Below are 14,374 nucleotides of genomic sequence, written 5' to 3'. Positions count from 1 at the left end.
AAAAATGAGTTCAGAAAAATTGCATTAACACCAACAACACACCACACCCAGAAGCACCCCCACCCCACAAGGAGGAAGAAGCCCTCTACGCGCAGTACATCGTTGAGATGCTCGCAACCACTATCCACAAATCAAACACCACACCCCACCACCAAAGCAGGGCAGCAACCAGAACCCCCACCCCCACAGGGGAGAGAGCCGGCACCCACCCCCATTCCGGAGTGAGCCCGCGGGCCTGTTGCCTCAGGACCCAACAGTGTGTCTGGCAATCTCTTTCACCGACATGGGCTTTCCCCACCCACCGGCACGGCTTGTTGTGCACCAAACCCCCACCCACTACAGGTGAGAGCTATTCACACGAATCGCCCGACAACAGCCGATCCCGCGATCTGCGGGGACTGGCCGGGTCTCGTGGTGCTCCTTAGAAAGGAGGTGATCCAGCCGCACCTTCCGGTACGGCTACCTTGTTACGACTTCGTCCCAATCGCCGATCCCACCTTCGACGGCTCCCTCCACAAGGGTTAGGCCACCGGCTTCGGGTGTTACCGACTTTCATGACGTGACGGGCGGTGTGTACAAGGCCCGGGAACGTATTCACCGCAGCGTTGCTGATCTGCGATTACTAGCGACTCCGACTTCACGGGGTCGAGTTGCAGACCCCGATCCGAACTGAGACCGGCTTTCAAGGATTCGCTCCACCTCACGGCATCGCAGCCCTTTGTACCGGCCATTGTAGCATGTGTGAAGCCCTGGACATAAGGGGCATGATGACTTGACGTCATCCCCACCTTCCTCCGAGTTGACCCCGGCAGTCTCCTGCGAGTCCCCACCACGACGTGCTGGCAACACAGGACAAGGGTTGCGCTCGTTGCGGGACTTAACCCAACATCTCACGACACGAGCTGACGACAGCCATGCACCACCTGCACACAGGCCACAAGGGAACCCATATCTCTATGAGCGTCCTGTGCATGTCAAACCCAGGTAAGGTTCTTCGCGTTGCATCGAATTAATCCACATGCTCCGCCGCTTGTGCGGGCCCCCGTCAATTCCTTTGAGTTTTAGCCTTGCGGCCGTACTCCCCAGGCGGGGTACTTAATGCGTTAGCTACGGCACGGATCCCAAGGAAGGAAACCCACACCTAGTACCCACCGTTTACGGCGTGGACTACCAGGGTATCTAATCCTGTTCGCTCCCCACGCTTTCGCTCCTCAGCGTCAGTTACTGCCCAGAGACCCGCCTTCGCCACCGGTGTTCCTCCTGATATCTGCGCATTCCACCGCTACACCAGGAATTCCAGTCTCCCCTGCAGTACTCCAGTCTGCCCGTATCGCCCGCACGCCCACAGTTAAGCTGTGAGTTTTCACGAACAACGCGACAAACCACCTACGAGCTCTTTACGCCCAGTAATTCCGGACAACGCTCGCACCCTACGTATTACCGCGGCTGCTGGCACGTAGTTGGCCGGTGCTTCTTCTGCACATACCGTCACTTGCGCTTCGTCTGTGCTGAAAGAGGTTTACAACCCGAAGGCCGTCATCCCCCACGCGGCGTCGCTGCATCAGGCTTGCGCCCATTGTGCAATATTCCCCACTGCTGCCTCCCGTAGGAGTCTGGGCCGTATCTCAGTCCCAGTGTGGCCGGACACCCTCTCAGGCCGGCTACCCGTCGTCGCCTTGGTAGGCCATCACCCCACCAACAAGCTGATAGGCCGCGGGCCCATCCCACACCGCAAAAGCTTTCCCCCCAAGATCATGCAACCAAGGAGGTATATTCGGTATTAGACCCAGTTTCCCAGGCTTATCCCAAAGTGCAGGGCAGATCACCCACGTGTTACTCACCCGTTCGCCACTCGAGTACCCCGAAAGGCCTTTCCGTTCGACTTGCATGTGTTAAGCACGCCGCCAGCGTTCGTCCTGAGCCAGGATCAAACTCTCCAAACAAAAACAACCCAACCGGCCAAGCCGGCAGGCGAATTCGAATCAGAAAAATCCGATCACAACCAGAAACATCTGGCAAAAAACCACACCCCCTAAACGGGAAAAAGAAGGCATGGCACAACAAAAACAACAAACAAAAACCACCAAACACACTATTGAGTTCTCAAACAACACACCCGCCCGATCCGCGCGACGATCCCGCGGCTAAAAGCCGCGTTCTGTACTGCGGACGGTCAGGAACCCACCGTAGTGGATTTCCCTCTGGGAGTCTGCCGCGCTCCCCGGTCCGGAGACCGTGTCGCGGCGACCTGAGATAAGTTACGTCAGACCAAACTCGGAGTCAAATCCCCTGCTAGACGCTGGTTTTCAACGGCGTCCGGCACAGTCGTACGTCCGTACCAGATCATCCAACGAGCTGAACGCCGGCGATATTCCGCTTCCCCCGACGCAGCACCAGCCACGTGCCGTGCAGGAAATCCGACGCCTGCGGCGACCAGTCGTCGTCGTCGATGCGGGCGTTGTTGACATAGACGCCGCCCTCGCCGACCGTGCGCCGCGCGGCGCCCTTGCTCGCCGACAACCCGGTCGCCACGAGGAGGTCGGTGATCGAGTCCGGGCCGCCTCGGGTGAGTTCGGCCACGGAGGCCTCCCGCAGGGCGGCCTCGAGCGTGGGTTCGTCGAGCGCGTCGAGTTCGGCCCGACCGAAGAGCGCCTGGCTCGCGTGTTCGACGGAATCCGTCGCCGCCGATCCGTGGACCAGGGTGGTCAGTTCCCGCGCCAGGCGGCGCTGCGCCGCGCGCTGATGTGGACGCTCCTGGGTCTCCTGCTCCAGCTCGGCGATCTCGTCGGCGTCGAGGAAGGTGAACCAGCGCAGATACCCGATCACGTCGGCGTCGGCGGTGTTGATGAAGTACTGGTACCAGGCGTACGGGCTGGTCATCTGGGGGTCGAGCCACAGATTGCCGCCGCCGGTGGATTTGCCGAACTTCTTGCCTTCGGAGTCGGTCACCAATGGGGTGGTCAGCGCGTGCACGGTGTCCCCGAGTTTCTGGCGCACCAGCCGCACCCCGGCCACAATGTTGCCCCACTGATCGGAGCCGCCGATCTGCAGCGCGCACCCATGCCGTTGCCGCAGCTCCACGAAGTCGTTGGCCTGCAGCAGCATGTAGCTGAACTCGGTGTAGGAGATCCCGTCTCCTTCGAGGCGGCGACGCACGGTGTCGCGGTCGAGCATGACGTTCACCGAGAAGTGCTTCCCGACATCGCGCAGGAATTCCACGGCCGACAGTGCACCGGTCCAGGTCAGATTGTTCTCCACGATCGCCCCCGTGGGCGACTCGTCGAACTCGACGAAGCGCGAGAGTTGCCCGCGGATGCGGTCGGACCACTCGGCGATGGTGTCGACGGTCTGCATGGTGCGCTCACCGGTGTCGCGGGGATCGCCGATCATTCCGGTCGCCCCACCCGCGAGCACGATCGGACGGTGACCGGCCTGTTGGAACCGGCGCAGGGTGAGTAGCGGAATCAGATGGCCGGCGTGCAGGCTCGGCGCCGTCGGGTCGAAGCCCGAATACAGGGTCAGCGGTCCCTCGGCGAGGTCGGCGGCCAACGCGTCCCGGTCGGTCGATTGGGCGATCAAGCCACGCCAGTCCAGCTCGTCGAGGATGCCGCTCGTCATGACCACGATCTTTCCTCACGCTGTCCGGTCAGTCGCTGCCGCCCGGTGCGGGCGCCCGTGGGCTGCGGCGGTACGCCGACACCTCGGGACGCCCGGGAGTCCAGAACCGCCACGGCCGGTCGGCGGCCTTACTCACCCCCACCCGCGGTCCGGCGGCGTGCGCCGGCGGCTCTCCCAGCTGTAACCGGACCTCGGCGGCGGGGTCGAACACGTCCACGCCGTTGTCCTGCATCGTGATCCCCAGGGCCGAGCAGAGGTTCCCTGGCCCTCTGGCCAGGGCGGTCTCGCGGATCGTCTCCCCGCGCCGTCGCTGCGCCAGGTCGTGACCGGATTCGACGGCCGCCGCCCGCAACAGCACTGCCGCGGCCTCACCGTCGTAGGCACACACCACGTTGGCACAGACGTGGATGCCGTGACTGCGGTAGGTGTAGAGCCGGCCGGCGGGGCCGAACATCACCGCGTTCCGGATTCCCGGCCCGCGATAGGAGTGGGCCGCGGCATCCGGCCACGGTCCGTATTCCGGTCCGCCGTAAGCCTCGGTTTCGACGATCACCGCACTCACTCCACGGCATACGATCACCGCACCGAGGAGCCGGCGGGCGGCGGTGAGGGGATCGACGGCGAGGCTGTCGGCGGTCATCAGCGGGATGCAAAGCGATCAGCGAGCGCTGCGGCCACCACCTCATAGGCCACCTGTTCCTCCGGGTGGACACCCGGGAAAAAGTAGAAGCCGTGCGGCATCCCCTCGGGGAAGTAGTCGACGGTCCGGCCGCCGGCCGCTCTGATCCGTTCGGCGAACGCCCGGGCCGAGTCGACGATCGGATCGTGCGTGCCGGCGATCACGACGGTCAACGGATAGCCGGTCAGGTCGCCTTCGATCGGACTGACCCAGGGATGGTCCCAGGGGGCGGTGGCCACGTACGCCCCGCGGATGAACCCGGCGAAGGCCATGTCGTACACGATGCCTCGCGGCGCGTGTCGCAGAAAGGACGGCCACCGCTCGAACTGGAAATCCGCGAACGCGCCCAGCATCACCACAGCGTCGGGCAGCCGGACACCCTCGTCGCGGGCCCGCAGCGGTAGGGCCGCCGCGAAGTTCGAGCCCGCCGAATCGCCCGCCACGGCCACTGTGCTGACATCCCCGCCGATCTCCCCCGCGTGGTCGACGATCCAGCGGTACACGTCGAAGGCGTCGTCGAGCGGGACCGGGAAGGCGAATTCGGGCGCCGAGCGGTAGTTGGCCGACACCACCAGCGCGGTGTTGGTCACCGCGAGCTTGCGGGCCAGGAAGTCGCAGTCCTCGGACGATCCGACGGTGAAGCCACCACCGTGGTAGTACACGATCACCGGCAGCGGACCGTCCGGAATCCGGGAAGGGCGGTAGAGCTGACAACGCGCGACCCCATCGCGCACCGGTAGGTAGACCGGCGTGACGTCGACGTCGGGGACCGCCTCAGCGCCGGTGGGCGGCACCAGCGCCGGATCCGGTTGGCTGCCGTCACCGATGTAGCCCGAACGCACCGGCGCGATCATCAGATCGCGGAGGGCGACCGGCCTGCGGTTGTTGGCGATCACCCGGTACATCGGCATCGCCGGATCGTCGGCCGCGATATAGCTCAGCCCGTCGATTGTCACCGGTGCGGTGACGTCGGACAGGCCGTCGGGTATCTCGCGCAGCGATTTTCTGACCACCGGCCGATCCTACGAAGGTCTTGACGCGACGCCGTCGACGGCGCATTATTCATCACATGATGACTTCATCATCCGATGAATTAGGCGCTGTTCCCGCCGTCGACATCGAAGACCTTCGGGTCGTGCGCGGCGGCCGCACGGCACTCGACGGTGTCACCGTCGGCATCCCCCGCGGCGCCATCACCGGGATCCTCGGACCGTCCGGGTGCGGCAAGACCACCCTGATCCGGTCGATCGTCGGTACCCAGATCGTGACGGCCGGCCGTGTCACCGTGCTCGGCCGTCCGGCCGGTTCGGCCGAACTGCGCCACCGCGTGGGATACGTCACTCAGGACGCCACCATCTACCCGGACCTGCGAGTCATCGACAACGTGCGCTACTTCGCCGCCCTCTACGGCTCGGACGCCCAGTCCGCGGACGACGCGGTCGAGGCGGTCGGACTCGGCGACCACCGCCGCGCACCGGCCGCCGATCTCTCCGGGGGCCAACGCACCCGGGCATCGCTGGCCTGCGCCCTGGTCGCCCAGCCCGACCTGCTGGTCCTCGACGAACCCACGGTCGGACTCGACCCGCTGTTGCGGGTCGACCTGTGGCGCCGGTTCGCCGACCTCACCCGCGGCGGAACCACCCTGCTCGTGTCGAGCCACGTGATGGACGAGGCCGACCACTGCAACGAGCTGCTGCTCATGCGCGAGGGGCGGCTGCTGACCCATTCCACACCCGACCAATTGAGGGAGGACACCGGATGCACGTCACTGGAGGACGCGTTTCTGTCCGTCATCCGGCACAGCACCGCAGCCTGAATCCGCGCCGGCCCGGCGCCCGGCCCTATGCCGCCACCACCGGCCGGATCCTGCGGCAGCTCGCCGCGGACCACCGCAGCGTGGCCATGATCCTCGTGGTGCCGAGCCTGATCATCACGCTGATGTACTTCCTGTTCGTCGACGTCCCACGCCCGCCCGGCGCGCCGTCGGGCTTCGACAACGCCTGCCTGATCATGCTGGGTGTCTTTCCGCTGGTGGTGATGTTTCTGATCACCTCGATCACCATGCAGCGTGAACGGGTGTCGGGAACTCTGGAGCGCATCCTGACCACCCCGCTACGCCGGATCGATCTGCTGGCTGCCTACGGAACCGCCTTCTCACTAGCCGCCGCCGCGCAGGCGACGCTTGCCTGCATCGTGTCGTTCTGGCTGCTGGGCCTGCAGACCGCGGGAAGCGCCCTCTGGGTGTTCGCGATCTCCATCGTCAACGCGGTGCTCGGCGTCGGACTCGGCCTGCTGTGCAGCGCATTCGCCCGGACAGAATTCCAGGCCGTGCAGTTCATGCCGGTGGTGATCGTGCCGCAGCTCCTGCTGTGCGGCATCATCGTTCCGCGGGAGTTGCTGCCGGTGTGGTTGCAGTGGGTCAGCAATGCGATGCCGGCCAGCTATGCGCTCGAGGCACTCCGGGAGGTGGCTGCGCATCCGGAGCTGACGAGCACCGCGATCCGCGACATCGCTATCGTGATGACCTTCGCGGTCGCTGCTCTCGGTCTGGCGGCGGCGACCTTGCGACGAAGGACCCCCTGACGCCGAAGGACACCCCGTAGGACTGTGACGACCAGCGCCGACAAGAGACGACGCGGGCGGCCGCCCGGTACGTCGGACACCCGCGAACGCATTCTCCTCAGCGCGCGGGACCTGTTCGCCCGCAACGGTATCGACAAGACCTCGATCAGGTCGATCGCCGCTGACGCCGGTGTGGACGCGGCGCTGGTGCACCACTACTTCGGCAACAAACAGCAGCTGTTCGCCGCCGCGATCCGGGTGCCGATCAACCCGATGGACGTCATCGGACCGCTGCGCGAAGTGCCCGTCGAGCGGATCGGCCACGTGCTGCCCACTCTGCTGCTGCCGATCTGGGATTCGGAGATGGGCAAGGGGTTCATCGCCACACTGCGCTCGCTGCTGGCCGGCTCCGAGGTCAGCCTGATCCGCTCATTCCTCCAAGAGGTGATCGCCGCCGAGATCGGTCCGCGGGTGGACGATCCGGTCGGAACGGGCCGTATCCGCGTCCAGTACGTCGCGTCGCAATTGGTGGGGGTGGTGATGGCACGCTACATCCTCGAACTGGAACCCTTCGCCACGCTGCCCGTGGAGCAGATCGCGGCCACCATCGGTCCGAATCTGCAGCGCTACCTGACCGGCGAGATGCCGGGTTACCCCTAGGCGTCGGCGCGGTCGAGCAACCGCTGATGTTCGGCGTCGTCGGTGATCTCGACGGCCTCGTCGATCAGCAGCACGGGAATGCCGTCGTCGATGCGGTAACCCCGGCGCAACCGCGGGTTGTAGAGCATCTCGTCGTCGATGAGCAACAACGGGCCGCGATCCTGGGGACACACCAGGATCTCGCGCAATCTCGCGTCGAGCATGCGGCTAGTCGTACGGGTTGATGTTGTATTCCGGACCCAGGAACGGGTTGCCGTCCTCCGGCGGCACCCACGCCGGCGCCTTGGTGGACGGTCCGGTTCCCGGCGCCGTCATCTGACCCTGCGCCATGAGCTTGCGCTGGTAGGCGACCGTGTTCTGAAGTGCCGAGATGAGCTTGGACTGGTTGGGCAGGAAGTCCCAACCCTCCTGCAGGGCCGCCAGATTCGCCGGGGAGGGACGGGCTCCGAAGGAGCGCAGCCGCAGCGAGTCCTCGACGAAGACGGAGAGCTGGCCACCAGCGGCGCCGGTCATGTACTTCTCACCGATCTGATCGAGAATGTCGGCCTGCGACGTGGGGGCGGTGATGAGCATGCCGGCCGTGAGCGCGGCACCGGCAAGGGCGCCGGTGACGGCGCGACGCCAGCCGACGCGGTCGGTGTTCGAGTTCATCAATCCTCCAGTCGATGCAAACGCCAGCGGGAGCCTATCAAGGCCGACACGGTCCGGCAGGACGTCACTGCTGGGCACTCGGCGCGATCTGCACCTCGAGCTCAGCATGGTCGGGCGCCTCGTCAAGCTCCTGCCCTCCGATGAGTTCCGCACGCACGGCCACGGTCAGCCGCTTGTACCCCTTGGTATCGGTATCGAGGTACCAAGAGTTACGCCGCGACGGTTTCGGCAGGCCGGCGGCGCGCAGCGGACTGATCAGCGGACGATAGGACGCACTCAGTTTGATGTCCGGCACCACATGCACGAGGTCGGGCGGAGTGCCGGCCGGCAGGTCGGCCAGCGCCTCGGTGAGGTCCGCCGACGGGATGCTGCCGCCCGGGCGGAGCTTCACCGCCGTCACGGCCAGATCGCGGTCACCGGCCCGGACGCAATAGGTGACGGCGAGGTCCACGCCGCCCAGCCGGCCGAGGGCGTCGCCGACGGCGGTGGCGTACACGGGTCCCCGCGCGGTGTGGATGACCGCGCTGCGGTTGTCGACGAGCCAGAAGTCGCCGTCCTCGTCGCGCCGGAACAGGTATTCGGTCGACACCCAGGTGTCGGCCGGCGCGAACACACCACGCTTGATCGACGCCGTCGGATCCACCGGACCGCGTGGACGCGCGAGCAGCACCCCCACCTCGTTGACCTGCGCGCGGCGCACGAAGCCACGGTCGTCCTCGAGGATGAGGTCGTCGGCGGTGTCATAGGCCGCCAGTTCCACCTGTCCGCCGCCCGGCAGCGCGCGGCCCTTGCTGCCGATCTTGGCGCCGGACACGTTCGCGAGCACCGCCTGCCCGTCGGGGGTGGCGAAGAATTCGACGACCTGCGCCGGCTCGAAGACCTCCACGACGCGCTTCCACAGCCCGGTCGGCATACCCGATCCGATGAACAGCCGCACCGGGTGATTGCCGGTCAGTTTGAACGACGGATCGTCGATGATGTCGCCGAGCATGGCCCAGGTGTAGGACACCACGGTGACGCCGTACTGCCGGATCTCCTGCACGAAGCGATCCGGGTGCAGACCCCGCGACAGCGCGATCCGCGTCCCGCCGACGACCGCGCCGCCGAGGCTGACCAGCAGTCCGGACTGGTGGTGCAGTGGCGTCAGGCAGTACACGGTGTCGCCGCGGTCGAGGTTGGCCGCCGAGGCGGTGCCGAACGCCGACAGCGCCCACCGGTAGTTGGTGATCTGCCGGGCGACCAGTTCACCACCGATCGAACTGAACGCGATGAAGGCGAGGTCGCGGGCCAGCCCGGGGTTGGGCCGGTACCAGCCGGGCAGCGCGACCTGGTCGGGGTCGATCTGCTCCATGTCCACCACGTCGGCATCGTCGGGCAGATGCAGATCGCGGGATTCGCCGCCGCCGAGGACCAGCACCCGCATCGGCAGCTTGCGCGCGGCGTCGAGGTGACTGGGGTCGGCGATGATCTCCGACACCGCACCGAGGCGGGCGGCGGCCGCCAGGTCGACGTCGGGGGGCATGAGGACCGCGACGGCGCCGAGCCGGGACAGGGCGGCGATCGCCACCAACGCGCTGGGCCGGGTCTCCATCAGCACTCCGACCCGGGTGCCCTGGCGGACGCCGACGTCGATGAGCCCGCGCACCACGTTGTTGATGCGCCGGTCCACCGCCTCGTAGGTGTGCACCCTGCCGTCGAACAGCAGGAACTCCCCGCCCGGCGCCCCCCGTGCCTGCTCACTCATGATGCGGCCCAGCGAGATCCGGGTGTGGTCGTTGACCTGGCCGAGCCGGGCCAGTCGCGGCAGGGTCCGGGCGGTCTCGATGGCCAGCGTGCGCGCCGATTTGTTCGCCGTGACCAGAGCGCCGGCCGCCGAGCGGGCCGCACCGAGCGCCAGTTCCGTTGCGGCGGTGGCGCCGTGGGCGACCCGCGAGGTCAGCGACACCCCACTCTCGACGTGTTCGGCGGGTTGCAGGGCCATCGGCACGACCTGGTCGGGCATATCGCCGGAGCCGTCCAGCCAGTTGACCCACCCGGCGACGGTCGGCAGCGTCTGCTGCGACGCCTTCGACCCGACGACCAGCCCGAAATGTCCTGCCCGAATGAGGAACTCGTAGACATCGGCCTGCGGCGCAGCGCGCTTGATCCCCCGTACGGCAGCCGGCTGACCGATGTCGTCGACCTCGCCGACGACGGCGAGCACCGGGCAATCGATATCGGACAGGGTGACGAGCTGACCGTGGATGGAGAAGCCACCGGTCATCATCCGATTGTGGGCGATGAACTGCTTGAGCAGCTCGGAGATCGCCGGCCCCGACCAGGCGATCCAGCCCTCCGAGGCCAGGAAGCGCCGCTGCTGCTCCCGCGGCAGCAGCGCCTCACGGTCGTGCAGCTGCAGCAGGAAGTCCAGCCGCGCCTGCGCGGTCTTGATCGGGTCGAGCATCTGGAAACCGGTGCGCGCCAACCATCCCGGGATGTCGATGCGGCTGAACACGTGGTCGGCCATGAAATCGGCGGCCCCGACGGCCAGACCGGCGGGCAGGTTCATCGGCAACGCGGCCAACGTGTCGACGGGTGCGCCGAAGGTGATGATGCTGGCAAGGTCCGAAGACCGGCGGTAGGCGGCGGTCTGGTAGCAGAACATGCCGCCTTGGGAGTACCCGGCGAGGTGGACGTCGCGGCCGGTGACCTCCTTGACGGTGTCGATCGCCTTGGACAGAGCGACGACGTGGTCGGCGAGGTTGCGCTGCATCCCGCCCTCGATCTTGTCGGGTGAACCGAAGTCGATCACCCACGGGTCGATGCCTTCCCGGTGCAGGATCCCGACCGCCCCGTCAGCGCGGGTGACGTCCCACATGTCCGCCGACATCATCATCGGGTGGACCATCAACACCGGCGGGCCCGCCGGCTTCGCACCCGGCCGCGCATCCGGCGGAAAGTAGCGGCGTAACCGGTACATCGGCACGCTCTGGATGATCTGGAACGGCGACGGGACGGCGCCGGTCTCCAGACCGCCGTAGCGGAGGACCTCCAGGCCGTTCTGTGCCGTCGCCACCAGACGACCCACCGGTCTGGTGAAAGCCGAGAGGTCCACCACGCTGACTCCCCTTCGCGTCTAGTGCCTGGTCATCATGGCACAGCAGCCTCGATCGGCCGCCGTGTATCCGCAGCGCCGCGTCCGCATAGCCTGGAGGAGACATGGCGCATCTGCTCGGGGCTGAAACCCTTCATCTCGAATACCCCACCAAAGTCGTCTTCGACGCGGTGTCCCTCGGGGTCAACGAAGGCGACCGCATCGGAATCGTCGGCCGCAACGGCGACGGCAAATCCAGCCTGCTGGCCATGTTGGCCGGTCGTCGTCGCCCCGACTCGGGACGGGTGACGGTGCGGGGCGGGGTGCAGATCGGGGTGCTCGAACAGGGCGACCACCTCGACGACACCGACACCGTCGGGCATGCCGTGGTCGGTGACACCCCGGAGCACGTCTGGGCCGGGGATCCGCGCGGACGCGACGTCATCGGCGGGCTACTCGGAGACCTGTCCTGGGACGCGCCGGTGAGCACGTTGTCGGGAGGGCAGCGCCGCCGGGTGTCACTGGCCCGCCTGCTGGCCGGCGATCACGACGTGCTCGCCCTCGACGAGCCCACCAACCACCTCGATGTCGAGGCCATCACCTGGCTGGCCGAGCATCTCAAGCGACGCTGGTCCCCGTCGGCCGGCGGACTGCTGGTGGTCACGCACGACCGCTGGTTCCTCGACGAGGTGTGCACGGTGACCTGGGAGGTGCACGACCGCATCGTCGAACCGTTCGACGGCGGGTACGCGGCCTACATCCTGCAGCGGGTGGAACGAGACCGGCAGGCGGCCGCGGTCGAGGCCCGCCGCCAGAACCTCGCCCGCAAGGAGTTGGCGTGGCTGCGCCGCGGCGCGCCGGCTCGGACGTCGAAGCCGAAGTTCCGGATCGACGCGGCCAACGCTCTGATCGCCGATGTGCCCGAGATCCGCGACAGGGTCGCCCTGCAGTCGCTGGCGGTCACCCGGCTGGGCAAGCAGGTGGTCGATCTGCTCGACGTGTCGGTGTCCTACGGCGACCGCGAGGTCCTGCACGGGGTCGAGTGGCGCCTCGCTCCGGGTGAGCGCACCGGCATCCTGGGCGTCAACGGAGCCGGCAAGTCGACGCTGCTCGGTCTGATCAACGGTGCGGTGGCCCCGACCGCGGGCCGGGTCAAACACGGAAAGACCGTCAAGGTCGCCACCCTGACCCAGACCCTCGACGAACTGCAGCCCCATCTGGACGATCCGGTGCGGATCGTCTTGGACAGCCTGCGCACCACCTACACGTTCGGATCCGGCGCCAAGGCCCAGGAACTGACACCGGGTCAGCTGCTGGAACGGCTCGGATTCTCCAGTGCCCAGTTGTCCACGCCGGTCAAGGATCTCTCCGGCGGCCAGCAGCGCCGCCTGCAGCTGTTGCTCATCCTGCTGTCCCAGCCCAATGTGCTGATCCTCGACGAGCCGACCAACGACCTGGACACCGACATGCTCGCCGCCATGGAGGATCTGCTCGACTCCTGGCCGGGCACGCTCATCGTCGTCAGCCACGACCGGTATTTCCTCGAGCGGGTCACCGATCAGCAGTACGGCATCCTCGGCGGCAGACTGCGGCACCTGCCCGGTGGCGTCGACGAATACCTGCGACTGCGGGCCGCCCACGCCGATGAGACCGGCCCAGCCCCCGTCGCCGCCGACGAACCGGCCGGGCTGTCCGGCGCAGAGCTGCGGGCGGCACAGAAGGAGGTCGCCGCACTCGAGCGTCGGCTGGAGAAGTTGCAGGCCCAAATCGACGGCGCGCGTACCGCATTGGCCGACCACGACCAGTCCGACTTCCAGGGACTGGCCGTCGAGATGGCCGCCATCCGCGCCATGGAAGACGAAGTCACCGAGGTCGAGGGACGCTGGTTCGAGCTGACCGAGCAGATCGGTTAGCCCTGCAACCAGCCACCGGCTTGGCCCGCGTTGGCCGACCAACAGCGACTTGGTCTGCCTATTCTTGTCACCGTCTGATGGTCGAATGAGAGAGTAGGCGCCGTGGGTCTTCGGTGGCGCGCGCTGGTCGGGGTCGTCCTGCTGGTTGGCGTGATCGCGGGTGCACCGGCATTGGCGGCGCCGGCAGCGGCGGAGCCGCGCACCGTGACGGTGTCGATCGCGCCGATGCCACCGTTCGTGATGGCAGTGGGCGACGGATGGACCGGCTTCACCATCGACCTGTGGGCCGAGATCTCCAAGCGACAGGGTTGGACCACCCGTTGGATCGTGGACGACTCCCCCGACGAACAGTTGCAGACGATCGCTGCCGGGGAGGCGGACGTCGCGGCGAGCGCGTTGACCGTCACCTCCGAACGCACCGCACGCTTCGACTTCTCGCAGCCGTTCTTCGACGCCGGACTGCAGATCATGGTGCCTGCGCGGACACCGGCCGACACCTCCCCCGGGATAGTCGACTTTCTCAAACTGTTGTTCTCCAAGACGATGCTGACCTTCCTGATGGTCGCACTCGTCGTGACCATCGTTCCCGCACACCTGGTCTGGCTGGTCGAACGCCGACACGCCGACCCCTCGGTGTCGCGCTCCTACTTCCCCGGCATCTTCAACGCCTACGGCTGGGGTCTGGCGTCGCTTGCGGCGCAGGGAGATAGCTCCCCCCGGCACTGGATCGGACGGTCGATTGCGATCGTGTGGGCCTTCGTCGCCATCATCTTCGCCGCCTTCTACACCGCAAACCTGACCAGCGCCCTGACCGTCCAGCGCCTCGACACCCAGATCAAGGGGCCGGCGGATCTCTATGACAAGGCGGTGTGCACCGTCGCCGGAACGACCGCTGTGCAATATCTTCAGTCAATCGATGTCGCGGCGACCGAGGTGACCGCCATCGACGAGTGCTACGACGGTCTGCGGGAGGACAGGTTCGATGCGGTCGTGTTCGATTCGCCGGTGCTCCGCTATTACATCGCTCACACCGGCGCCGGCGTGGCCGCGACCACGGGCCCCGTTTTCGACGACGACGACTACGGATTCGCGATGAGCCGGGACAATCCGCTGCGGCAGCCGATCGATCAGACACTCCTGGAGATCCGTGAGGACGGGACCTATGACGCGATCGTGAAGAAATGGCTCGGCGACAGTGTCTCGGACACCGCCGGATAA

The 14,374-nt window shown here is 66.6% G+C and carries 11 protein-coding genes and 1 rRNA gene; 5 read left to right on the top strand and 7 right to left on the bottom strand.

Annotation, left to right across the window (positions count from 1 at the left end; genetic code table 11):
- Positions 1-425 precede the first annotated feature (425 nt).
- From ACN27E_RS03200 to ACN27E_RS03185, 4 genes are all read right to left on the bottom strand, one after another.
- A 16S ribosomal RNA gene (locus ACN27E_RS03200) occupies positions 426-1,943 on the bottom strand.
- Between the two features lie 400 nt (positions 1,944-2,343).
- Positions 2,344-3,618 (bottom strand): tyrosine--tRNA ligase, encoded by a 1,275-nt coding sequence (tyrS, locus tag ACN27E_RS03195; protein ID WP_422746567.1) that lies wholly within the window; start codon positions 3,616-3,618, stop codon positions 2,344-2,346.
- Positions 3,619-3,646: 28 nt separating this feature from the next.
- Complete coding sequence (locus tag ACN27E_RS03190; protein ID WP_422746566.1) at positions 3,647-4,258, bottom strand: DNA-3-methyladenine glycosylase; 612 nt, start codon at positions 4,256-4,258, stop codon at positions 3,647-3,649.
- Entirely contained in the window at positions 4,258-5,310 is a 1,053-nt protein-coding gene (locus ACN27E_RS03185; RefSeq protein WP_422746565.1) for an alpha/beta hydrolase, read from the bottom strand. Before ACN27E_RS03185 ends, ACN27E_RS03190 begins: the two co-directional genes overlap by 1 nt.
- Positions 5,311-5,366: 56 nt before the next feature.
- Here ACN27E_RS03185 and ACN27E_RS03180 point away from each other — a divergent pair, with 56 nt between their 5' ends.
- Genes ACN27E_RS03180 through ACN27E_RS03170 form a run of 3 tightly spaced genes read left to right on the top strand, consistent with a single transcriptional unit; the run spans position 5,367 to position 7,519 of the window.
- The gene (locus ACN27E_RS03180; protein ID WP_422746564.1) at positions 5,367-6,113 is read left to right on the top strand and encodes an ABC transporter ATP-binding protein; all 747 of its coding nucleotides are present in this window, start codon (positions 5,367-5,369) and stop codon (positions 6,111-6,113) included.
- Positions 6,056-6,880, top strand: coding sequence for an ABC transporter permease (locus ACN27E_RS03175; RefSeq protein WP_422746563.1), 825 nt, complete (start codon positions 6,056-6,058; stop codon positions 6,878-6,880). The genes ACN27E_RS03180 and ACN27E_RS03175 overlap by 58 nt, the downstream gene beginning before the upstream one ends.
- Before the next feature lie 24 nt (positions 6,881-6,904).
- A complete protein-coding gene (locus ACN27E_RS03170; protein ID WP_422746562.1) occupies positions 6,905-7,519 on the top strand; it encodes a TetR family transcriptional regulator in 615 nt (204 codons plus the stop codon).
- On the opposite strand, the gene ACN27E_RS03165 is transcribed toward ACN27E_RS03170, so the two are convergent.
- The 3 genes from ACN27E_RS03165 to ACN27E_RS03155 all read right to left on the bottom strand — a co-directional run bounded on the left by ACN27E_RS03165 (position 7,516) and on the right by ACN27E_RS03155 (position 11,264).
- Positions 7,516-7,722: a Trm112 family protein gene (locus ACN27E_RS03165; RefSeq protein ID WP_422746561.1), complete on the bottom strand. Its 207-nt coding sequence runs from the start codon at positions 7,720-7,722 to the stop codon at positions 7,516-7,518. The two genes, ACN27E_RS03170 and ACN27E_RS03165, sit on opposite strands and share 4 nt — an antisense overlap.
- Before the next feature lie 4 nt (positions 7,723-7,726).
- Positions 7,727-8,170: a hypothetical protein gene (locus ACN27E_RS03160; RefSeq protein ID WP_422746560.1), complete on the bottom strand. Its 444-nt coding sequence runs from the start codon at positions 8,168-8,170 to the stop codon at positions 7,727-7,729.
- 64 nt (positions 8,171-8,234) lie between these two features.
- Positions 8,235-11,264 (bottom strand): acyl-CoA synthetase, encoded by a 3,030-nt coding sequence (locus ACN27E_RS03155; protein ID WP_422749571.1) that lies wholly within the window; start codon positions 11,262-11,264, stop codon positions 8,235-8,237.
- Between the two features lie 104 nt (positions 11,265-11,368).
- On the opposite strand from ACN27E_RS03155, the gene ACN27E_RS03150 reads away from it, so the two are divergent.
- Together ACN27E_RS03150 and ACN27E_RS03145 are read left to right on the top strand one after the other, a co-directional pair.
- Positions 11,369-13,156 (top strand): ABC-F family ATP-binding cassette domain-containing protein, encoded by a 1,788-nt coding sequence (locus tag ACN27E_RS03150; RefSeq protein ID WP_422746559.1) that lies wholly within the window; start codon positions 11,369-11,371, stop codon positions 13,154-13,156.
- 102 nt (positions 13,157-13,258) lie between these two features.
- Entirely contained in the window at positions 13,259-14,374 is a 1,116-nt protein-coding gene (locus ACN27E_RS03145) for a transporter substrate-binding domain-containing protein (RefSeq protein ID WP_422746558.1), read from the top strand.

The organism is Mycobacterium sp. WMMD1722, from assembly GCF_049315205.1.
Classification (GTDB): domain Bacteria; phylum Actinomycetota; class Actinomycetes; order Mycobacteriales; family Mycobacteriaceae; genus Mycobacterium.
This window is presented reverse-complemented; position numbering and strand designations above follow the sequence as displayed.